The following is a 21,867-nucleotide window of genomic DNA, read 5'->3' as shown; positions in this document are numbered from 1 at the left end:
CCTATATACTCGCTCACTTGTTGGATTAAGTAAATAAGAGAAATATTAAAATAGCATTAAAAACAAAAGGTTATAAAATAATTAAATTATTATTAAAAAATAGGTTGCTTTTCACTTTGCAAATCATGTAGGTTGAAAGGCAGACAATTTCTGAATGTTGGTTACTAAATACAAATTAATAGTAACGAGCATTATCAAATAATAAATAGTGTAATTAGCTAGGAAAATAATTATGTATAGCATTCAACTAAACCACCATCATCACCATCATCCTGACTAGTCTTTCAGGCGATGAGTGCTGGAAGACGTTTAAGAAACGCTTCCGGTGGTCTGAATGCAGGCAAACAATAAAAACCCCGGAAGGCAACTTCCGGGGTTTTTTTATAGCTAATTTTCAAACAAAAATAGAAACAAGGGCAGGGTAACATTATGTTAGACAAAACAAGATTAAGAATTGCAATGCAAAAATCAGGTCGTTTAAGTGATGAATCACGCGCCCTTTTAGCGCGTTGTGGCATCAAAATTAACTTAAACCAACAACGTCTGATTGCTTATGCGGAAAATATGCCAATCGATATTTTACGTGTAAGAGATGACGATATCCCCGGCCTAGTGATGGACGGTGTGGTTGACTTAGGCATTATTGGCGAAAACGTATTAGAAGAAGAATTATTAAAACGTCGCGCACAAGGCGAAAATCCAAGTTATCTCACACTACGACGCTTAGATTTTGGTGGTTGCCGTTTATCTATTGCGACCCCTGTCGATTTCGACTATCAAGGTGCTGAATGCCTAGATAATACACGTATTGCTACCTCTTACCCAAATCTATTAAAACGTTATTTAGACCAAAAAGGCATCAAATTTAAATCGTGTCTATTAAATGGATCTGTTGAAGTCGCTCCTCGTGCCGGCCTTGCTGATTCTATCTGTGACTTAGTTTCAACTGGTGCAACATTAGAAGCAAATGGTTTAAAAGAGGTTGAAGTGATTTACCGCTCAAAAGCGTGCTTGATCCAACGCGACGGTGAAATGGAAGCTGATAAACAAGCACTTATCGACCGTTTACTCACTCGTATTCAAGGCGTTATCCAAGCCCGAGAATCAAAATACATTATGTTACACGCACCAAGCGATTGCCTCGAAGATGTCATTGCATTACTTCCTGGTGCAGAAAGACCAACAATTCTACCGCTTGCCGGTGATCAAAATCGCGTTGCAATGCACATGGTCAGTAGCGAAACCCTATTCTGGGAAACAATGGAAAAACTTAAAACATTAGGTGCAAGTTCAATTCTTGTTTTACCAATAGAAAAAATGATGGAATAAGGTGAAATGATGAAAACGGGTTTTAATACATTAATTTACTGGAATGAATACACACAAGAGCAACAAAAGGGGCTATTAACTCGCCCTGCGATTTCTGCATCAGGTTCAATTACAGAACAAGTTGCTAACATCATTTCACAGGTACGCAATGATGGGGACAAAGCGCTTAAAGCACTTAGCCAAAAATTCGATAAGGCAGCGCCGGAAAGTGTATTGGTGCCAAAAGCGCAAGTTGATGAAGCTACAGCAAGACTTAATAACGAAATAAAACAGGCGGTAGCACAGGCGATGAATAATATTCGCCGTTTTCATGAAGCTCAAATTCCTAACACAATTGAAGTGGAAACTCAGCCTGGCGTATTTTGCCAACAAGTAAGCAGACCTATTGATGCAGTAGGACTTTATATTCCCGGTGGTTCGGCTCCATTACTTTCAACCGTAATGATGCTCGGTATTCCAGCGCGTATTGCCGGTTGTCGCAAAGTTATTCTTTGCTCACCGCCCCCTATTGCTGATGAAATTTTATATATTGCTCAACAAATTGGTATTAATGAAATATTCCAAGTGGGTGGCGCACAGGCAATTGCAGCAATGGCATTCGGTACAGAGTCTATTCCTAAAGTAGATAAAATATTTGGCCCTGGTAATGCTTATGTTACCGAAGCCAAACGCCAAGTCAGCCAATCACTACAAGGTGCTGCTATTGATATGCCAGCAGGCCCTTCTGAAGTATTAGTCATTGCTGATGCCGATGCAAACCCTGCATTTATTGCCGCTGATTTATTGTCACAAGCAGAGCACGGTCCAGATTCACAAGTCGTGTTATTAACGCCAGATGAAGCATTAGCTAAATCGGTTATTGCCGAAACTGAAACACAACTGGCTCAGTTAAGCCGAGCTGAGATTGCTAAACAAGCCTTAGCTGAAAGCCGTGTCATTATTACTTGTGATCTCGATCAGTGTATTGAAATCAGTAACAATTACGGCCCTGAACACTTGATTATTCAAACCAATGACGCAGATATGCGTGTTGATAATATTACCAGTGCAGGTTCTGTCTTTCTTGGGGCTTGGTCTCCAGAATCTGCGGGAGATTATGCTTCTGGTACCAATCACGTTCTACCGACTTATGGCTATACTTCAACCTACTCAAGTTTAGGTTTAGCTGATTTTATGAAACGTATGACCGTGCAAAAACTCACAGCACAAGGTTTATCTGATTTAGCACAGACAATTGAAATACTAGCGCAAGCAGAACAATTAACGGCTCATAAAAATGCGGTCACACTTCGTGTTAACGCTTTGGCTCAGGGAAAAAAATAACGATGAACATTGAATTTGATATCACCACACTTGCCAGAAAAAATGTACGTGAATTAACCCCTTATCAGTCTGCAAGACGTTTAGGGGGAAATGGTTCAGTTTGGTTAAATGCAAATGAATACCCTGTTGCACCCGAATTTACTTTTAATGAAAAAAATTTAAACCGTTACCCTGAATGCCAGCCCGTTAATGTTATTAATCGTTATGCAACATACGCGGGTGTTAGTCCAAATCAAGTCTTAGTCAGCCGTGGTGCGGATGAAGCTATTGAACTGCTTATTCGCGCTTTTTGTGAACCCAGTAAAGATGCAGTACTTTATTGCCCCCCCACTTACGGCATGTATAGCGTTAGTGCAGAAACTTTTGGCATCGAACAACGAGTTGTACCGACATTAGCAGATTGGAGTCCAAATGTAGAAGCCATTGCATCTCAACTTGAGAATGTAAAACTACTCTATCTGTGTAGCCCCAATAACCCAACAGGGAACATTGTTAACCCATCCCTTATTCGTGATGTATTAGAACTCACTAAAGGCAAAGCTATCGTTGCAGTTGATGAAGCTTATATAGAATTCTGTCCACAAGCATCGATTGTTTCATGGCTTGAAGATTACCCGAATTTAGTCATTTTACGTACCTTATCGAAAGCCTTTGCATTAGCTGGGTTGCGCTGTGGGTTTACGCTTGCCAATCCACCCGTTATTGAATTATTACTAAAAGTGATTGCACCGTATCCCCTGTCAACACCTGTTGCCGACATTGCAGCACAAGCATTAACTAAGGCAGGTATTGACGTGATGAGAAACCGTGTTGCTGAAATATCGCGTAACAGAAAGATTTTATCTGATGCGTTAAAAAAATTACCGAATGTTGAGCAGGTTTATAATAGTGAAACCAACTATATTTTAGTGAAATTCACTGATGCTAATCTAGTTTTCCGTACTTTATGGGAGCTAGGGATCATTTTACGCGATCAACAACGTCAATATGGGCTTAATGGTTGTTTGCGTATTTCTATCGGTACAGCTGAAGAATGTGATAGCGTGATCAATGCCATAAAAAACATTCAAACTGCAAACGTATAAAAACATTAAAACGATAACAACAAAAATCGCAACTGAAGGAGCTTACCATGAGCCAAAAAATTCTTTTTATTGACCGTGATGGCACTTTAATCACCGAACCACCTACAGATTATCAAGTTGATAGACTCGATAAACTTGCCTTTGAAAATGGTGTGATCCCTGCGCTAATTACGCTACAAAAGGCGGGTTACAAACTTATTATGATCACGAATCAAGATGGATTAGGTACAGAAAGTTTTCCTCAGGCAGATTTCGATCCTCCACATAATTTGATGATGCAAATTTTGTCATCACAAGGAATAACCTTTGATGATGTTTTAATTTGTCCTCATAAACCTGAAGATAACTGCCCTTGTCGCAAACCTGAAACAGGGCTTGTGACACAATATTTAGTTGATGGTGCACTCGATAAAGATAACAGCTACGTTATTGGTGATAGACAAACAGATATTCAGTTAGCTGAAAATATGGGTATTAAAGGCTTACTTTATAATACCGATGATCTCGATTGGGCGGTTATCACAGAACAACTCACCCAAAAAGATCGCTATGCGCACGTTGAACGTAAAACAAAAGAAACACAAATTGCTATTGATATCTGGCTTGATCGTGAAGGTGACAGCCAAATCAGTACCGGTGTCGGTTTCTTTGATCATATGCTTGATCAAATTGCCACTCATGGCGGTTTTCGTATGAACATCGATGTACAAGGCGACTTAGTGATTGACGATCACCACACCGTTGAAGATACCGGCCTGGCTTTAGGTGAGGCCCTACGCGAAGCATTGGGTGATAAACGTGGTATTGCCCGCTTTGGTTTTACATTACCAATGGATGAATGCCTCGCAAGCTGTGCATTAGACATTTCTGGCCGTCCACACCTTGAATACAAAGCGGAATTTAAATATCAGCGTGTCGGTGATCTAAGTACAGAGATGATAGAACACTTTTTCCGTTCACTCTCTTACACCATGGGTTGCACATTACACCTGAAATCAAAAGGCAAAAACGATCACCACAAAGCTGAAAGCTTATTTAAAGTCTTTGGTCGTACATTACGCCAAGCTATTCGTGTTGAAGGTAATACTTTACCAAGCTCAAAAGGTGTTCTGTGATGAAAGTGGTTATTCTCGATACAGGTTGTGCCAATTTAGCCTCTGTCGCTTACGCCGTTAAGCGACTCGGTTATGACCCCATTATTTCCTATGAAAAAAACGTTGTGCTATCTGCGGATAAACTCTTTTTACCCGGAGTGGGAACGGCTCGCGCAGCAATGGAACAACTGGAAGCACGCGAATTAATTCCTTTAATTAAGGCGTTAACACAGCCTGTTTTAGGAATTTGTTTAGGCATGCAAATATTAGCCTCATTAAGTGAAGAAGGTAAAAGTATTCCGTTATTAGGACTAGTTGATGGCACAATTAATAAACTGGATACAGCGGGCTTACCGCTACCTCATATGGGTTGGAATCAAGTATTAGCCAAACCTGCTCATCCTCTTTTTCGTTCTCTTGATGACGATGCTTGGTTCTATTTTGTTCACAGTTATGGTTTAGCATTAAATGAATCAACCATTGCCGAAACCGAATATGGATCTCGCTTTAGTAGTGCAATTCAAAAAGATAATTTTTATGGTGTGCAATTTCACCCAGAGCGCTCAGGAAAAGCCGGCGCTCAACTTATCAAGAATTTTTTGGAGATGTAACGCGTTATGATCATTCCAGCATTAGATTTAATTGACGGGAAAGTCGTTCGTCTTCACCAAGGTGATTACACGAAACAACGTGATTACGATGATGATCCGCTGACACGCTATCAACAATATGAAAAAGACGGTGCAAAGCTCCTTCATTTGGTGGATCTAACCGGTGCAAAAGATCCTTCTGCTCGCCAGATTTCACTGTTAAAAGAGCTTGTTGCTTGTGTGAATGTACCAGTACAAGTGGGGGGTGGCATTCGCACTGAAGATGATGTGAAATCATTACTCGATGCAGGTGCAAGTAGAGTTGTTATTGGCTCTACCGCAGTCAGTCAGCCCGAAATGGTGAAAACTTGGTTTCAACGCTATGGTGCAGATGCCATTGTGTTAGCCCTTGATGTTCGTATCGATAAACAAGGTCAAAAATGGGTAGCCGTGAGTGGCTGGCAAGAGAACTCCCCCTATACCCTTGAAGAGATCATCGAACTTTATCAAAGTGTCGGATTAAAGCATGTGTTGTGTACCGATATTTCTCGTGACGGCACATTGACAGGCTCTAACGTTGAATTGTATACAGAAATTAGCCAACGTTTTCCTGACATTTTATTTCAAGCTTCTGGTGGTATTGGTAATTTACAAGATATCGCAGCGCTTCCAGCATCTGGCGTCGCTGGTATTATTGTTGGTAGAGCATTATTAGAAGGCAAATTTACATTAAAAGAGGCGATATCATGTTGGCAAAACGCATAATTCCTTGTCTTGATGTTCGTGATGGACAAGTCGTTAAAGGTGTTCAATTTCGAAATCATGAAATCATTGGTGATATTGTCCCTCTTGCAGAACGCTACGCCAAAGAAGGCGCTGACGAGCTTGTATTTTATGATATTACCGCCTCTTCTGATGGCCGAGTTGTTGATAAGAGCTGGGTATCGCGTGTTGCTGAAGTGATTGATATTCCATTTTGTGTTGCTGGTGGCATTCGTTCTGTTGAAGATGCAGGAAAAATTCTCTCTTTTGGGGCTGATAAAATTTCGATTAACTCCCCAGCACTATCCGATCCTTCACTGATATCTCGTTTGGCAGATCGCTACGGTGTGCAATGTGTTGTCGTCGGTATTGACACTTGGTTTGATGAAAAAACAGGTGAATACCTAGTTTATCAATTCACAGGTGATGAAAAACGGACACAACAAACACACTGGAAAACACTTGATTGGGTACGCGAAGTTCAGAAACTCGGTGCGGGTGAAATTGTTTTAAATATGATGAACCAAGATGGTGTAAGACAAGGCTATGACCTAAAACAACTCGCCTCAGTACGCCAAGTCGCTAATGTTCCTATTATCGCATCAGGAGGCGCTGGCGAAATGTCACACTTTCTTGATGCCTTTAAATTAGCCAATGTCGATGGCGCACTTGCAGCATCTGTTTTTCATAAACAAATCATTAATATTAACGAATTAAAACAATATCTTGCAGAAAATGACGTTAAGGTAAGAATATAATGAATAGTGAAGCATTAGCACAATTAGATTGGGAAAAAGTCGATAATCTCATGCCTGTGATTATCCAAAATGCCATTTCAGGCGATGTATTAATGCTCGGTTACATGGATAAAAAAGCGCTAGATGTAACGCTAGAAAGTGGAAATGTTACCTTCTATTCACGTACCAAACAGCGTTTATGGACAAAAGGCGAAACATCAGGCAATTTTCTCAAGTTAGTCAATATTTATCCTGACTGTGATAATGATACTTTACTTATTTTAGCTAACCCAATTGGACCTACCTGCCATAATGGCACTGAAAGTTGCTTTGCACCTGCACAAAGCCAATGGGGATTTCTCTATGAACTCGAGAATATATTACGTGAGCGTAAAAATGCCTCACCTGATAGCTCTTACACTGCCCGCCTTTATGCCAGCGGAACAAAACGTATAGCTCAAAAAGTAGGAGAAGAAGGCGTAGAAACGGCGTTAGCTGCCACGGTTAATGACAGAGAAGAGCTAAAAAATGAAGCCTCTGATTTGCTCTATCACTTAATGGTATTGTTACAAGACCAATCATTATCACTCTCTGATGTTATTGATTGCCTACAAGCGCGCCATAAAAAAGCAGAATAATTGATATAATGTAATACGACAAAGCCGATACAAACTTCAATGTATCGGCTTTCGCTTTTGAAAAAATAAAAGTCGTTACTTAATGACTTTTCTCTTCTTTAAACATTACATTGCTTGGCGGAATAACTCGATAACATCACTTTCAGAACCTTGAACAGGGTTAGTGATTGCACAAGCGTCTTTCAGCGCATTTTCAGCTAATGTTTTAAAATCTTCTTCTTTCACGCCTAATTCTTTCAGACCTGCTGGAATACCCACATCCTTAGCCATTTTGCGAATTTCTTCGATACATGCTTTAGCGCCTTGTTCATCGCTCATTGCAGAAACATCAACACCCATCGCTTGTGCAATATCTTTTAAACGTCCCGCAGCAGCTTGGATGTTATAAGCTTGAACATGTGGCAATAAAACAGCATTACACACACCATGAGGTAAATTATAGAAACCACCTAATTGGTGAGCCATAGCGTGTACATAACCTAAAGAAGCATTATTGAATGCCATGCCAGCTAAGAATTGAGCATAAGCCATATTTTCACGTGCTTGCGCATCACCACCATTATCAACAACTTTACGTAAAGACTCGCTGATCATAGTGACTGCTTTTAATGCACACGCATCAGTGATTGGGTTTGCTGCGATTGAAACATACGCTTCAACCGCATGAGTTAATGCATCCATACCTGTTGCAGCAGTTAAACCTTTTGGCATACCAAGCATTAATTCTGAATCATTTACAGATAAAATTGGGGTAACGTTTTTATCAACAATAGCCATTTTGATATGACGCGCAGTATCGGTGATGATACAAAAACGAGTCATTTCTGATGCAGTACCTGCTGTGGTATTAATTGAAATCAGTGGTAATTGAGGTTTAGCTGAACGATCGACACCTTCGTAATCTGCAATTTTTCCACCATTAGAAGCGACTAATGCGATACCTTTAGCACAATCATGTGGAGAACCACCACCTAAAGAAATCACACAGTCACATTGATGTTCTTTCAGCAGAGCTAAACCCGCTTCTACGTTTTCAACTGTAGGGTTTGGTGCTGTACCATCATAAGTCACACTTGCAATACCTGATTCAGTCAATAATTTACTGACTTTATCCACAACACCCAGTTGATTTAAAACACTATCAGTAACGATTAGCGCTTTATGAAAACCGAAGTCTTTCATTGAGCTTACAGCTTCCGCAAGACAACCTGCACCAATTTTATTTACAGAAGGGATATAGAATGTTGAAACAGCCATTATTGACTTCCTTTTTAGTAATTAAATCTGCGTTTTAATATGTTCTATTCTTTTTGTTCTTAAATTGATCATCATCAAAATAATGAATAAATATCAATTTGTTTATCATGTTATTACAGGTAATTAAATTTAGAAGCCCAATTACCCTATTAATTCAATAGGATAATACTATTAACATATTATCATTTGTAACAAAATAATTTGAAAAGCTTATCAAAATAATCAAAACCAGCCATAAACATCACAGCAGAATATTTTTTTTAAAGTCGTATAATGGCTTTAAAAAAATCACTTATTAAATTCAGGAGTCATTGATGTCTTTGACTATTTTTGAGCAACTTACTACTTTATTAGATAACAACCACGCTACTTATCGTGTTATGGAACACTCTACCGCAGGTCGTTCTGAAGAGGTTGCAAAAATCAGAGGAACACAATTAGGACAAGGCGCAAAAGGGCTGGTTTGTCATATAAAAGGAAATGGAATTAAGCAACATGTGCTGGCAATATTACCCGCCGATAAACAAGCTGATCTCTCAAAACTTGCACATCAAATTGGAGGGACAAGAGCATCTCTAGCGAGCCCGAAAGAAGTGGATGATCTTACCCAATGTGTATTTGGTGCTATCCCTCCTTTTAGTTTTCACCCTTCATTAAAACTGGTAGCAGACCCTCTACTTTTTGAACGTTTTGATGAATTAGCATTTAATGCGGGCACATTAGAGCGCTCTATTATTCTCAATACGCAAGATTATAAACGTATTGCACAACCTGAATTGATTCACTTTATTCGAGAAGAAAATACCGAAGAATAAAACAATTCCATTTTAACAATTACCCTATAAATAAAACCTATAAAGGGTAATTGTTATCATAAGATTTATTTTTCATTATGATGTATTTTTTTCATAATAATACTGAAGAGTAAAGAGAATCGCTTTACAAACTATTTAAACTGACTTTATTTTTCCTGTTTATATTTATTTACATTTTAATTTTTTCATTCACTTTTAACGCCATTAAAATACACATACCATTAAATAAACTCGAATAAAAAATACAAAAGATAATTTCATTAACTTAACATTTAAGTAAAATAAATTTTAATAAAACTGATTAAATAGAAATTAAATCTATTTTTTTAGATAAAGAGCACAATATTTGATAAAATCAATTTTATTTTATTGACCTAATTTACTCATACCTTTAAGTTACCCATCACAACAAAACAAATGTAAATAATAATTTACATCGTAATACCTCTTTTATTTATTTAATATCTTTCAGTTACAGGGAATTTTTTATGCAGACTTCATCTCGCAAGCTCCCCTTTTATCGAGTTTTATATATTCAAGTTATTATCGCCATTCTTCTAGGCATTTTACTCGGTCATTTTTATCCTGATATTGGTGAATCCTTCAAACCTTTAGGGGATGGTTTTATCAAAATTGTAAAAATGATCATCGCACCTGTGATCTTCTTAACCGTCGTGACAGGCATTGCGGGGATGAACAATATGAACGCAGTAGGAAAAGTAGCGGGTAAATCAATGATTTACTTTCTCACATTTTCTACTATTGCACTTGTTATTGGATTAATCACTGCTAACATTATTCGTCCTGGAGATGGTTTAAATATCTCTCCTGGCTCATTAGATAGCAGTAGAGTTGAAATGTACGTCACACAGGCACATAGTTCTTCTCTTGTTAGCTTTCTGATGAATATCATTCCCGATACTATCGTTAGCCCATTAGTTAACGGTAATATCTTACAAGTACTGTTTGTGTCTGTCGTTTTTGGCTTAGCTCTAGCCTCAATAGGAACAAAAGGTAGGCCTGTACTTGAATTTTTACAACAGCTTTCTGAACCTGTTTTTAAAATGGTAGGAATGCTAATGAAGTTAGCACCTATTGGCGCCTTTGGCGCCATGGCTTTTACAATAGGTAAATATGGTATTTCTTCCATTGGTAATCTAATGTTATTGGTGATTACTTTTTATCTTACTGCCTTACTTTTTGTCTTAGTGGTATTAGGATCTGTCGCTAAATATAATGGTTTTTCTATTCTTGCTTTAATTAAATATATTAAAGATGAACTCTGGCTTGTATTAGGCACCTCTTCATCAGAAGCCGCATTACCGACATTAATGAGTAAAATGGAACAGTTAGGCTGTAAAAAATCGGTAGTCGGCTTAGTCATTCCGACTGGCTATTCTTTTAATTTAGATGGCACCAATATCTATATGACCATGGCTGCGTTATTTATCGCTCAAGCAACCGGCGTTGATCTGTCATTAACAGAACAAATCACGTTACTGTTTGTTGCCATGATCAGCTCAAAAGGTGCGGCGGGGGTGACAGGAGCCGGTTTTATTACTCTTGCAGCAACACTCTCTGTTGTACCTAGTGTTCCTGTTGCAGGTATGGCGCTTATCTTGGGTATAGATCGCTTTATGTCAGAATGCCGTGCATTGACCAATATTGTGGGTAATGCTTGCGCCTGTATTGTGGTCTCTCGCTGGGAAAATGCGTTGGATACAGAGAGAATGAATGCTGTTTTTAGTGGAAGGATATCAAGAGAAGACATACCTCATGATAATTTAGTCTCTAATAATGAAAGCAATGAACCTCATTATGTAAAAGTATCAGAATAATAAATTGGATCTATTCTTAAACAAATAATGATAAAAGAGAGTATTTATTTAAATACTCTCTTTTTTATTAATTTTTTCTTTTATATTTAATTCGTTATCGCCGTGGTAACGTTTCAATCACCATAAATAATCCATTGTATTCAAATGCTACTGACAATTATTGTTACTTTAATGAGCTAAAACAAGTGTGGTAGAAAGAATAGGACTTTTACTATGACACACTTCAACCATCAACAAGGTAAAACCTTGCTTATTAATAATGCAGATATTTATATTGAAACACTGGGTAACCCAAAAAATTACCCTATTATTTTACTGCATGGAGGAATGGGAAATTTAACCTCATTTAACCCTTTAGTTGATTACTTAAAAGATTATTACCTTATTGTAATATGTTGGTGCTATCGGATCAGCTTCATTACTAAATGTGCCTTTTATTTCACATAGCGTTCATGAAGAAAAACCTCAATGGATAGAGAACATCTTTAATGATGTTTTAAATGGTACTATCTCCGTTTAATACCGCAATATAAAATTTATAAAAAAGGTGCTCAATTTGAGCACCTTTTATTTGTTATATTTCGATTAAGATAACCGAATATTTAATTTTACTTATTCCATCCACTCTGTATGGAATACACCTTCTTTATCAGTACGCTTATAAGTATGCGCACCAAAATAATCGCGTTGAGCTTGGATTAAGTTTGCAGGTAACACTTCTGCACGATAGCTGTCGTAGTAAGAAATAGCCGCAGAGAAAGTTGGTGTAGGAATACCCGCTTGCACGCCATAACAAACAACATCACGTAGAGCTTGTTGGTAATCATCAGCAATTTGTTTGAAGTATGGTGCTAACAGCAGATTTGCGATGTTTGCATCTTCATTATAGGCATCAGTAATTTTTTGCAGGAATTGAGCACGAATAATACAACCCGCACGGAAAATCTTCGCGATTTCACCGTAGTTTAAATCCCAGTTATATTCATCTGATGCGGCTTTCAGTTGTTGGAAACCTTGCGCATAAGAGACAATTTTACCTAAATACAGTGCGCGACGAACATTTTCAATAAAGGCTTTTTTGTCACCAGAAAATGCTTTAGGTGTTGGGCCTGATAATACTTTTGATGCAGCAACACGTTGGTCTTTTAATGAAGAGATATACCGAGCAAATACAGATTCAGTGATAAGCGTGACAGGTACACCTAAATCTAAAGAACTTTGACTAGTCCATTTACCTGTACCTTTATTTGCCGCTTCATCAAGAATAACGTCAACAAGATATTTGCCTTCATCATCTTTTTTACGGAAAATATCTGCAGTGATTTCAATCAGATAGCTACTTAACTCACCTTGGTTCCACTCGGTAAAGGTTTCTGCCAATTCTTCGTTAGTTAGACCTAAAGAGTGTTTTAATACGGAATAGGCTTCTGCAATCAATTGCATATCACCGTATTCGATACCATTATGAACCATTTTCACATAGTGACCCGCACCATCAGCACCAATATAAGTTACACAAGGCTCGCCTTCAGCAACAGCTGCAATTTTCTCAAGGATTGGTGCGACTAATTCGTAAGCTTCTTTTTGTCCACCCGGCATGATTGAAGGGCCTTTTAATGCACCTTCTTCACCACCAGAAACACCTGTACCAATGAAATTAAAACCTTGTGCTGATAATTCACGGTTACGACGAATAGTATCTTTAAAGAATGTATTTCCGCCATCGATAAGGATATCGCCTTTATCTAAATGCGGTGTCAATGCAGCAATTGTTTTATCCGTTGCTTCACCCGCTTTTACCATTAATAAAATACGGCGCGGTTTTTCTAACGAATCAACAAACTCTTCAATAGAATAATTCGGAACCAGTTTTTTACCTGGATTTTCAGCGATAACTTCGTTGGTTTTATCGCTTGAGCGGTTGTAAATGGAGACAGTATAACCACGGCTTTCAATATTTAGCGCAAGATTACGTCCCATTACTGCCATACCAACCACGCCGATTTGCTGTTTTGACATGAAAATAACTCCCGTCTGAAAATAAACCTGCCAGTATCAATGTACTGACAATCTGTTAACCTGATCACATAGTAACGCACTCTCATCATTGGTGGTAGTTATTGATGCAATCGATATCGCACTCTTTCACATGAAATGAAATTATTACCTTTATATTAATAATAAATTATTGAAAAATTCCTGCAAATTGCTCATTATTCCCTTGTCGGCATATGCCGTCTTTATAGAAGGTAAAACAAACTGTATGGAATGGATCTTGGATCCGACGATTTGGGTAGGACTCTCCACCCTAATTGTTCTCGAAATCGTACTTGGTATTGATAACCTTGTTTTTATTGCTATTCTGGCAGATAAACTCCCAGCAAAACTAAGAGATAAAGCACGTATAACAGGCCTATTGTGTGCCTTACTTATGCGTATTGTGTTGTTATTTAGTCTCTCTTGGCTTATCACTCTGACAAAACCTCTTATCACACTGTTTGAGCATCCTTTCAGTGCAAGAGACTTAATTATGCTTCTCGGAGGGATATTCTTGCTGTTCAAAGCCACGATGGAGCTTAATGAACGGCTAGAAGGTAAAGACCACGGTGAGGGAAAACAACGCAAAACCACCAGCTTTTGGTCTGTTGTTGCCCAAATTATCGTACTGGATGCGGTATTCTCGCTTGACTCAGTAATAACCGCTGTGGGGATGGTTGATCATTTAGGCGTTATGATTGCGGCTGTTACTATCGCAATGATATTGATGATCCTGGCAAGTAAGCCTTTAACAAACTTCGTCAATAATCACCCAACCATTGTTATTTTGTGTTTAAGTTTCTTGCTGATGATCGGTTTCGCATTAGTTGCCGAAGGTTTTGGCTACGCCATTCCAAAAGGCTACTTATATGCAGCAATTGGCTTCTCTATCATGATAGAGGTCTTTAATCAGCTTGCACAATTTAATCGTCGCCGTTTCTTATCTGCCTCTCGTTCTTTACGTGAACGTACAGCAGAAGCGGTGTTACGCATTATTAATGGTAAACCTGAAACTTCAGAATTAGATCCTCACACCTCTGATCTAGTCTCTAGTTCAGAAGAAGTGTTTGATCCTCAAGAGCGCCAAATGATTGTGCGTGTGCTGGGTTTAAGTCAACGCAACGTTAACAGTATCATGACCTCTCGCCATGATGTTGAGTACGTCGATTTAAATGCAACGCAAGATGATATTCGCCAATTATTGGAAAAAGATCCGCACTCTCGCCTTGTGATCACCGATGAGCAATCTAGTGATGAACCTGTTGGTGTCGTTAATGTGATCCAGCTGTTGAACCAACAGCTACGTAATGAACCACTAGACTTACGTTTATTGGTCACACAACCGTTGATCTTCCCTGAAGGTCTATCACTGCTACAAGCATTAGAACAATTTCGAAGTGCGCATACTCACTTCGCGTTTGTCGTAGATGAATTCGGTTCAGTGGAAGGTATTGTTACATTAACTGACGTAATGGAAACCATTGCAGGTAACTTACCCGTCAGCTCTGAAGAAAACGACTCACGCCACGATTTAGCTCAAAATGAAGACGGTTCATGGACTGTTAACGGTTTTACACCACTTGAAGACTTAGTACTTTATATTCCAATCAAATTGGATGAAAAACGTGAATATGAAACCTTAGCAGGCTTATTAATGGAGCATTTACAACGTGTACCAAAAGTAGGTGAAAAAATCCTAATTGATGGTATTGAATTTGAGCCATTAGAAGTCAACAATCATCGAATTAATAAAGTTCGAATTGTGGAGCCTACACCGGAAGACGAAGAAAACGTGGACGAAGCGTAATCCCTGTCAAATAGCAAAATATCCGCCTTTAAGGCGGATATTTTTTATCTGAAAATTGTGTTTAATCGTGAGTGATATGAAAACCCATGCCTGTGTCAAAATCCTTTGGTTAACACCTCTTGAGAGAGAAAGGCAATCCCCCCTTTAACGGGCTTTGTTATGACATAACAAAACCCGCCAATAAAGATAAAATTAATTTTATTTCAATACACTAACAATTAACCTAATGTACTTGGTACAAGAATTTCAGTCGCAACAATAACAATAACCAGCCCAACTAATACGGGTACAGAAACACGTTTCATCACTTCAAATGGTGAAATTTTTGCCATACCGGATACCGCAACTACGACACCAGAAACAGGTGATAATGTACGCCCTAAGTTTGAAGCTTGTAACATTGGAATAGTTAAATAAGCAGGGTTAACACCCATGTTGCTTGCTAAACGAGGAATTAATTCAACAAAGGCATAGAATGGTGCATTACCCGAGCCGGTTGTCATCGCGGCTAACATGGTAATTAATACCAGAGCGATCATCATCACAATCGCACCTGAGCCTAATGACTGGGCCCCTTCAATTAAGGCGTTAATAAAGCCAACTGTTGTTAAGCCTTGAGCAAATACCCCTGCTGCCACTAATAACATAACAACTTGAGCAAATGCATCTGCCATGCCACGGTAAGCAACCTCTAAACCTTCAAAAACTTGTTTGGCGCTAAAGCTACGAATAAATTCGATAATAGCCGCTAAAATCATACAGATGATAATAATGGCAACGATATGAAGTTCTGGTAACCATTTACCATCGAAAACTAAAACACCAATAATTGGTGTGAAAGGTAAAATCGCATAGAAACTTGGTGCGTGAGTTTTGATCTCATTCACGTCTAACATTTCTGTTTCGATATGCTCTTTACGGTCAAGATAACGCTGCCAAAAGAAGTGAGCGATACACATACCAATAATTGCAGCAATAGAGATAGGTAATGTGGTTTTAAAGGCGAAATCTATCAGTGGCATTTGAGAGGCTTCAGCGGCTAAAATAACATCACCTGATGTTGGCGCTAAAATAATAGAGGCTGGAGACGCACAAATTGCAGCAGCAGCCCCGCGACTAATTCCCATATTTACCATAACAGGGAACAGTGTTGCCATTAACAACACACCTAAGCCCGTTGCTGATGAAACAGCCAGAGACATTAAACATGCAACAATATAAGCCGCGACCATCAGAAGATAAGGTGAGTTGATCATTTTCAGTGGGCGTGATGCTAATTTTACTACAACATCATTTGCACCGATGTGTGTCATATAAGAAGCAAAGCCACACAGTATCATGATCATCATACCTAAATCGCCACCACGGCTCATTAGAAGATTTTTCACATACTCAACAATGTCAATTAATCCGTAGCCTGTCGCAGTCGCACTCGCAGGTAAAACAGCTCTACCCATAATAACGCTGATGATCAGTAATAACAGACCACCCGTCATTAACACACCCGTTGGTGAATAGCCTTTTACAATATAACGTCCAACACCCACTGCAACGAGGGCGCCGATAAGAATTTCAATCATTGGTTTATCCTGTCTAAAATAGTCATTTATAAAATGAAGTTTTTTATTTTTATCATCATTTTTGCGTTTAGTGCGATTGACACACTCTGCCCAAAGGCAACGTTGCAGTGTATGACATATATCAAAAAAAACGACTATTTTTTTACATAGATATAGCACGAATGCTTACTTTTCATTCAAAATATAAATTAAATGATAGATATAAAGCAAAAAGCACACAATTATCAAAATAGTGTGCTTTTATTAAGCGGTGATGACGTTAAAAGTCGTGAAATTAAATTTTCTTCAATAACTGATTGAGTGCTTTGACTTCAGGGCTTTCAGCGTCTTGTTTATTCAGCCAATTATCGATGGCTTGTTTTGCTTTTTGCTGTAATTGGTCACGCAATAATTTTTCAACATTGAGCTCATATTGCACCGCATTCCAATCCCCATAAAGCCTTAATGGAATATCTATTTTAGTCAGTTGGCGAATAAATTCGTTTTCTTTACCCCACCCCTTTTTAATATTAACCAATAGCGTCACATCAAGATCATGACGTTGAAGGTTAACGTTACCCTGCCCTTTAATTTGATAAGTATTAGCTTGAGCATCAAGTGAATTAACCGTCAACTGTCCTTTTGGCGTTAATTTAAATTGGGCAATAACATTATCTGCTTGAGTGTAACTTTCGATATTTTCAGGGTAAATCACTTTATCCGTTGCTTGAGCAATAGATTGCTGAATAACCTGAGGTACATTTAAGCCCTGCATTTTAAATTGAGTTAATGAGGTATTCAGTGTGCCCTGCCAGTAATGATAAAAGGCTTTTCGATTATATCCCGCACCTTCAACATTTCCTTTAGCTGAAATTAACCCACTGAAATTTTCAGGCTGATTAAATGCACGCAATAAGGGTTGTAAGGGAATATTGTTCATAGTGATATCCATACTGATATGAGCGGGCACTATACTGGTAGAAATCACGGTAGGAAGTGAAAAATCACCCTGAAGAATTTTTCCTGTTAAGGTTTGAATATTCAGCGATTTGGGATTATTTAGCGCATCAAGTTTAAAATAATTAATCTCCAAATCTTTATAAAGAAGCTTATTCAGTGCTAATTTCAGCGTAAATTCAATATTGCCCCAATGCGTTAAATCATATTCTTTATTTTCAATCGTCACTGAAGTAATAACCGGCTTGGCTATAATCGTTGCATTTGGAGCTGGAGCTGCATGTGCTGTATTGAATAATGAAAATGATGACGGTGTCTTATTATCTTTAAGGGACAATAATGCGGTTTCAGCTGTTTTAGCCGTAGCTAACTCTGGTAGCAACGTATTTAAATTTAATTGCTCACCTTTTAAATCGATCTGATAACGTGTTTTATCCGCAAATTCAGCACGAATATGGCCTTGTAGCTGACTGTCATTAGCGGTGAAATTTAAGTTATCAAATGAAATTTTTCTCATCCCCTCATTTTGGATCGTAAAATCTGAGGTTAAACTTCCTGTGATGCCATTTTCAGGGATTTCTACCCCGGATAAAACATAATCCAGCTGTGAGATATTACCGTTGATTTGGTAAGGATAGCTGCTCATATCCGCATTAGCGGCAACATTTAGCGTGATCTCACGACGATCACGATTCACTTTCGTGCTCATCTCAAGATTGACTTGTTTTTTATCGTCTGTTTTCAGCGATAAATTAATATCACGCAAATTAAGTTGCTCACCGTCTTTCATTTGCCAAATAATTAAGCTGTCTGAAATGTTTACTTTTGCGATATTCAACTGCCAGCTATTCGCCCTAGGCTCTATAACTGGATGAGAAGTATCTTTAGGTGTAGAGGGGGATGGTATTTTAGGAATGGCCTTACTTTCTGGTGTTTGACGAACGACAGCCCCTTTAAGCATAACTTCTTTTACTTCAAGTTGATGAGAGAGAAGCGGTAATAATTCAACATCCAGACGCATATTATCTGCTGTAATTAAAGGCATTTCAGCACCTGGTGCTGTTAATGACATTTTTCCACTGATAATACTCAGCTTTGGCCAAACATGCCAACGCATATCATCTTGCAATGTGAGTTTATAGCCACTTTGTTTTTCAACTCGTTCAACAAGATATCCACGGAAATCATTAGGGTTAATGAGTAAAACTAATGCTGTTAAGCCTGCCAAAATAACCACAAGCAAAATAGCCAGTGTTGTCAAAAACCTTTTCATATAATTACCCGCTTAGTGAACATGATAATGATGATCATAAAGATAGTTAATCTTCGCTAATCCGACTACCAACTGCACCTTGTTGATTTTTATATTTTGCATCTTGACGTCGATTATAAGGCCTATCAGCAGACCCCGACATAGGTTCAAAGCTTAATGCACCAATCACCATGCCCGGTCTTAATGCAAGGGGAAGTTTACCTGAATTAAAAAACTCTAATACGATTTGTCCATGCCAACCAGGATCAATACGATGTGCGGTAACATGTACCATCAAACCTAAACGTGCTAATGAGGAGCGTCCATCTAACCATCCCACTACATTGTCAGGCAAAGTGACCGATTCAAGTGTCACTGCCAACGCTAACTCACCAGGATGTAAATAAAAAGCTTCACCATCAGGTAACACAATTTCATCACTCATCACGCGTTCTAATGCGGCATTCACTTCAGCTTTTGGGCCACTCAGATCAATATAAGCAGCAGTATGTCCTTGGAAAACACGGAATTGATTTCCTAAGCGAACATCTGCTGTTGCGCCGTTAATTCGCTCGACAGGCGGGCGGGGTTCAATGACTAATTTACCTTCATCCAGCCACTGAATAATATCACGGTCGCATAATCGCATTTTATTTCCTTCCTCAAGTTAAATAGGCAGTTTCATCATGCATGAAAGCTGCCCCAAAATGAACCTATTATTCGCAAAACTGCCCAATTTTTGCTTTCAGAATATCAATCGCAACACGGTTTTTACCCCCTCTAGGTACAATAATATCGGCATATTGTTTAGAAGGTTCAATAAACTGGAAGAACATTGGACGAACTGTTTTATTATATTGTTCAATGACTGAGTCTAAGCTACGTCCACGTTCATTTACATCACGTTTAATTCTACGCATTAAGCAAATATCTAATGGGGTATCAACAAAGATAGAGAAATCCATCTCTTCGCGCAGGCGCTTATCGGTTAATAACAAAATACCTTCAATAATAATAACTTTTTTAGGTTTAAAAGGTATGGATTCTGTTTTGCGTGTGTGAGCAACGTAGTCATATTGAGGGAGTTCGATGGCATTTCCTGCTTTTAGTTCACACAAATGCTGGTATAAAAGTGCGTGATCCATCGAATTAGGGTGGTCATAATTGACCTTATATCGTTCTTCCATCGTCAAGTCACTTTGGTCACGATAATAACAATCTTCTGGTATCACACCGATATTATGATCACCTACTTGCGCTCTTAATTCACGGTAAAGTGTACTTGCAATAAGACTTTTACCCGAAGCAGAAGCTCCAGCGATACCTACAATTGTGCACTGATGTGCTGTGTCAGCCATAATCAAAAACCTGGTTTGAAATAAAAAGAGGGATAACGTAATAATATGTAAATATTACGCTAGCGCAGATTATAGTTTTGAAATCCTTCTGGTTCCAGAGTAAAACCAGAAATCTCTTTGTTTTTTATCAAAAACAGTCGGAAATCATATGTAAAAAATGGAAAGCCAAATGGCTTTCCATTTAAATTAACAAATAACGTCATGCATTATTCTACTGCGATTACACTGCGCGGAAAGAAATTTCCGTTGGGATTGCATCACCATCCCAATACATTTGAGCAGAAACGGTTGATGCTATTTCGCGATAAATATCGGCAAATTCACCTTCAGGATCACGCATAACAGTTGGCTGTCCACGGTCTAAGTCTTCACGTAAAGAGATATGAAGAGGGACTTGACCTAATAATTGGCAATGATATTTCTCTGCCAATTTTGCCGCACCACCTGTACCAAAGATAGGTTCAAGGTGACCACAGTTACTACAAATATGTGCACTCATGTTTTCAATAATACCTAATACAGGCACATTGACTTTCTTAAACATGACAATCCCTTTCATCGCATCCACCAATGCAATATCTTGTGGTGTTGTTACCACAACGGCCGCAGTTACAGGGATGTTTTGGGATAAGGTTAATTGAATATCACCAGTTCCCGGTGGCATATCGATAACGAGATAATCTAAGTCGGGCCATAGCGTATCTTGGAGCATTTGCATTAACGCTTTGCTCGCCATAGGTCCACGCCATACCATCGCGTTATCGTCAGTGACTAAATAACCGATAGAGTTAGACGCTAATCCATAAGCCATAATTGGTGCCATATGTTGTCCATCAGGGGACGTAGGACGCTCCATTGTGGTACCTAACATATTAGGAATAGACGGACCATAAATATCTGCATCAAGAATACCCACTTTAGCACCTTCTTGTGCAAGGGCTAGTGCAAGGTTAACGGCTGTACTTGATTTACCTACACCACCTTTACCAGAGCTCACAGCAAGAATATTACGCACACCATTAACACCGGGCAGATCATTTGCACGACGTAAGGTTGAAATATTATGTTTGAGCTTCCATTCAATCGCTTTTGCGCCAGTGATATTACGAAGTTCAGCTGTTTTTTCTTCAATTAGCACTTGGAATGGTTTTTTCCAAACAAACGGCATCACTAACTCGATATGAAGAACATCGTCAATCATCGCACATTGATGTAATGCTTTTAGAGAAAGCAGATTACGTTTCAATGTCGGGTGTTCAAAAGTAGACAAGACACCTGAAACTTTTTCGTTCAGAATCTCAGGGGTGGTCTGCTCGGGGGATTTATCACTCATCCCGGCTCCTCTCGTTTTCATTATTTATTAAATATATGAGTGTATCTATCATATCAGATAGTAGATGACTACGATAATGCCTTACCTCAATTTGCC

General features: G+C 38.6%; 19 protein-coding genes and 1 other annotated feature. Of the genes, 12 read left to right on the top strand and 7 right to left on the bottom strand.

Features of this window, described 5'->3' with window-relative positions:
- The first annotated feature begins 255 nt into the window (after positions 1-255).
- Positions 256-386 (top strand) — a sequence feature (His leader region).
- 43 nt (positions 387-429) lie between these two features.
- Genes hisG through hisIE form a run of 8 tightly spaced genes read left to right on the top strand, consistent with a single transcriptional unit; the run spans position 430 to position 7,558 of the window.
- Entirely contained in the window at positions 430-1,329 is a 900-nt protein-coding gene (gene hisG / locus GWI97_RS17055) for an ATP phosphoribosyltransferase (protein ID WP_036938206.1), read from the top strand.
- Positions 1,330-1,335: 6 nt separating this feature from the next.
- Positions 1,336-2,652 (top strand): histidinol dehydrogenase, encoded by a 1,317-nt coding sequence (gene hisD, locus GWI97_RS17050; RefSeq protein ID WP_161752150.1) that lies wholly within the window; start codon positions 1,336-1,338, stop codon positions 2,650-2,652.
- A 2-nt stretch (positions 2,653-2,654) separates the two neighbouring features.
- Positions 2,655-3,737 carry a histidinol-phosphate transaminase gene (gene hisC, locus GWI97_RS17045; RefSeq protein WP_161681522.1) on the top strand — a complete coding sequence of 361 codons (1,083 nt, stop codon included), beginning with the start codon at positions 2,655-2,657 and terminating at the stop codon, positions 3,735-3,737.
- Between the two features lie 47 nt (positions 3,738-3,784).
- Positions 3,785-4,852, top strand: a complete 1,068-nt coding sequence (gene hisB, locus GWI97_RS17040) for a bifunctional histidinol-phosphatase/imidazoleglycerol-phosphate dehydratase HisB (protein WP_087803612.1) — start codon at positions 3,785-3,787, stop codon at positions 4,850-4,852.
- The gene (hisH, locus tag GWI97_RS17035) at positions 4,852-5,442 is read left to right on the top strand and encodes an imidazole glycerol phosphate synthase subunit HisH (RefSeq protein ID WP_036938214.1); all 591 of its coding nucleotides are present in this window, start codon (positions 4,852-4,854) and stop codon (positions 5,440-5,442) included. Before hisB ends, hisH begins: the two co-directional genes overlap by 1 nt.
- Positions 5,443-5,448: 6 nt before the next feature.
- Entirely contained in the window at positions 5,449-6,186 is a 738-nt protein-coding gene (gene hisA, locus GWI97_RS17030) for a 1-(5-phosphoribosyl)-5-[(5-phosphoribosylamino)methylideneamino]imidazole-4-carboxamide isomerase (protein WP_036938216.1), read from the top strand.
- Entirely contained in the window at positions 6,168-6,941 is a 774-nt protein-coding gene (hisF, locus tag GWI97_RS17025) for an imidazole glycerol phosphate synthase subunit HisF (RefSeq protein ID WP_036938220.1), read from the top strand. The genes hisA and hisF overlap by 19 nt, the downstream gene beginning before the upstream one ends.
- Entirely contained in the window at positions 6,941-7,558 is a 618-nt protein-coding gene (hisIE, locus tag GWI97_RS17020) for a bifunctional phosphoribosyl-AMP cyclohydrolase/phosphoribosyl-ATP diphosphatase HisIE (RefSeq protein WP_052038526.1), read from the top strand. Before hisF ends, hisIE begins: the two co-directional genes overlap by 1 nt.
- A 105-nt stretch (positions 7,559-7,663) precedes the next feature.
- Here hisIE and yiaY read toward each other — a convergent pair whose 3' ends face one another.
- Positions 7,664-8,815 (bottom strand): L-threonine dehydrogenase, encoded by a 1,152-nt coding sequence (gene yiaY, locus GWI97_RS17015; RefSeq protein ID WP_036938226.1) that lies wholly within the window; start codon positions 8,813-8,815, stop codon positions 7,664-7,666.
- A 314-nt stretch (positions 8,816-9,129) separates the two neighbouring features.
- Between yiaY and GWI97_RS17010 the strand changes: the two genes are divergently transcribed.
- The 3 genes from GWI97_RS17010 (at position 9,130) to GWI97_RS17000 (ending at position 11,915) form a co-directional block, all read left to right on the top strand.
- On the top strand, positions 9,130-9,630 hold the full coding sequence (locus tag GWI97_RS17010; protein ID WP_036938228.1) for a YbaK/prolyl-tRNA synthetase associated domain-containing protein: 501 nt from the start codon (positions 9,130-9,132) through the stop codon (positions 9,628-9,630).
- 488 nt (positions 9,631-10,118) lie between these two features.
- Positions 10,119-11,468, top strand: a complete 1,350-nt coding sequence (locus GWI97_RS17005; RefSeq protein WP_036938230.1) for a dicarboxylate/amino acid:cation symporter — start codon at positions 10,119-10,121, stop codon at positions 11,466-11,468.
- 213 nt (positions 11,469-11,681) lie between these two features.
- Positions 11,682-11,915: an alpha/beta fold hydrolase gene (locus GWI97_RS17000; RefSeq protein ID WP_036938232.1), complete on the top strand. Its 234-nt coding sequence runs from the start codon at positions 11,682-11,684 to the stop codon at positions 11,913-11,915.
- A gap of 165 nt (positions 11,916-12,080) precedes the next feature.
- On the opposite strand, the gene gndA is transcribed toward GWI97_RS17000, so the two are convergent.
- A complete protein-coding gene (gene gndA / locus GWI97_RS16995; protein WP_115370383.1) occupies positions 12,081-13,487 on the bottom strand; it encodes an NADP-dependent phosphogluconate dehydrogenase in 1,407 nt (468 codons plus the stop codon).
- Positions 13,488-13,731: 244 nt separating this feature from the next.
- On the opposite strand from gndA, the gene GWI97_RS16990 reads away from it, so the two are divergent.
- The gene (locus GWI97_RS16990; RefSeq protein WP_036938236.1) at positions 13,732-15,312 is read left to right on the top strand and encodes a TerC family protein; all 1,581 of its coding nucleotides are present in this window, start codon (positions 13,732-13,734) and stop codon (positions 15,310-15,312) included.
- A gap of 218 nt (positions 15,313-15,530) precedes the next feature.
- Here the strand turns inward: GWI97_RS16990 and dcuC are convergent, their stop codons facing one another.
- The 5 genes from dcuC to apbC all read right to left on the bottom strand — a co-directional run bounded on the left by dcuC (position 15,531) and on the right by apbC (position 21,771).
- Positions 15,531-16,892 carry an anaerobic C4-dicarboxylate transporter DcuC gene (gene dcuC / locus GWI97_RS16985; protein ID WP_087803616.1) on the bottom strand — a complete coding sequence of 454 codons (1,362 nt, stop codon included), beginning with the start codon at positions 16,890-16,892 and terminating at the stop codon, positions 15,531-15,533.
- Positions 16,893-17,166: 274 nt separating this feature from the next.
- A complete protein-coding gene (gene asmA, locus GWI97_RS16980) occupies positions 17,167-19,101 on the bottom strand; it encodes an outer membrane assembly protein AsmA (protein ID WP_115370384.1) in 1,935 nt (644 codons plus the stop codon).
- Between the two features lie 46 nt (positions 19,102-19,147).
- Complete coding sequence (dcd, locus tag GWI97_RS16975; protein WP_036938245.1) at positions 19,148-19,729, bottom strand: dCTP deaminase; 582 nt, start codon at positions 19,727-19,729, stop codon at positions 19,148-19,150.
- A 67-nt stretch (positions 19,730-19,796) separates the two neighbouring features.
- A complete protein-coding gene (udk, locus tag GWI97_RS16970) occupies positions 19,797-20,438 on the bottom strand; it encodes a uridine kinase (protein WP_036938247.1) in 642 nt (213 codons plus the stop codon).
- A 220-nt stretch (positions 20,439-20,658) separates the two neighbouring features.
- Positions 20,659-21,771 carry an iron-sulfur cluster carrier protein ApbC gene (gene apbC / locus GWI97_RS16965; RefSeq protein WP_036912151.1) on the bottom strand — a complete coding sequence of 371 codons (1,113 nt, stop codon included), beginning with the start codon at positions 21,769-21,771 and terminating at the stop codon, positions 20,659-20,661.
- Positions 21,772-21,867: the final 96 nt, after the last annotated feature.

It is taken from the genome of Proteus sp. G2300, from assembly GCF_009915965.1.
GTDB lineage: Bacteria > Pseudomonadota > Gammaproteobacteria > Enterobacterales > Enterobacteriaceae > Proteus > Proteus vulgaris.
This window is presented reverse-complemented; position numbering and strand designations above follow the sequence as displayed.

What these genes read in the sequence shown, in the direction of transcription:
- hisG (WP_036938206.1), top strand. Translation starts at nt 430, where the DNA reads ATGTTAGACAAAACAAGATTAAGAATTGCAATGCAAAAATCAGGTCGT.
- hisD (WP_161752150.1), top strand. Translation starts at nt 1,336, where the DNA reads ATGATGAAAACGGGTTTTAATACATTAATTTACTGGAATGAATACACA.
- hisC (WP_161681522.1), top strand. Translation starts at nt 2,655, where the DNA reads ATGAACATTGAATTTGATATCACCACACTTGCCAGAAAAAATGTACGT.
- hisB (WP_087803612.1), top strand. Translation starts at nt 3,785, where the DNA reads ATGAGCCAAAAAATTCTTTTTATTGACCGTGATGGCACTTTAATCACC.
- hisH (WP_036938214.1), top strand. Translation starts at nt 4,852, where the DNA reads ATGAAAGTGGTTATTCTCGATACAGGTTGTGCCAATTTAGCCTCTGTC.
- hisA (WP_036938216.1), top strand. Translation starts at nt 5,449, where the DNA reads ATGATCATTCCAGCATTAGATTTAATTGACGGGAAAGTCGTTCGTCTT.
- hisF (WP_036938220.1), top strand. Translation starts at nt 6,168, where the DNA reads ATGTTGGCAAAACGCATAATTCCTTGTCTTGATGTTCGTGATGGACAA.
- hisIE (WP_052038526.1), top strand. Translation starts at nt 6,941, where the DNA reads ATGAATAGTGAAGCATTAGCACAATTAGATTGGGAAAAAGTCGATAAT.
- yiaY (WP_036938226.1), bottom strand. Translation starts at nt 8,815, where the DNA reads ATGGCTGTTTCAACATTCTATATCCCTTCTGTAAATAAAATTGGTGCA.
- GWI97_RS17010 (WP_036938228.1), top strand. Translation starts at nt 9,130, where the DNA reads ATGTCTTTGACTATTTTTGAGCAACTTACTACTTTATTAGATAACAAC.
- GWI97_RS17005 (WP_036938230.1), top strand. Translation starts at nt 10,119, where the DNA reads ATGCAGACTTCATCTCGCAAGCTCCCCTTTTATCGAGTTTTATATATT.
- GWI97_RS17000 (WP_036938232.1), top strand. Translation starts at nt 11,682, where the DNA reads ATGACACACTTCAACCATCAACAAGGTAAAACCTTGCTTATTAATAAT.
- gndA (WP_115370383.1), bottom strand. Translation starts at nt 13,487, where the DNA reads ATGTCAAAACAGCAAATCGGCGTGGTTGGTATGGCAGTAATGGGACGT.
- GWI97_RS16990 (WP_036938236.1), top strand. Translation starts at nt 13,732, where the DNA reads ATGGAATGGATCTTGGATCCGACGATTTGGGTAGGACTCTCCACCCTA.
- dcuC (WP_087803616.1), bottom strand. Translation starts at nt 16,892, where the DNA reads ATGATTGAAATTCTTATCGGCGCCCTCGTTGCAGTGGGTGTTGGACGT.
- asmA (WP_115370384.1), bottom strand. Translation starts at nt 19,101, where the DNA reads ATGAAAAGGTTTTTGACAACACTGGCTATTTTGCTTGTGGTTATTTTG.
- dcd (WP_036938245.1), bottom strand. Translation starts at nt 19,729, where the DNA reads ATGCGATTATGCGACCGTGATATTATTCAGTGGCTGGATGAAGGTAAA.
- udk (WP_036938247.1), bottom strand. Translation starts at nt 20,438, where the DNA reads ATGGCTGACACAGCACATCAGTGCACAATTGTAGGTATCGCTGGAGCT.
- apbC (WP_036912151.1), bottom strand. Translation starts at nt 21,771, where the DNA reads ATGAGTGATAAATCCCCCGAGCAGACCACCCCTGAGATTCTGAACGAA.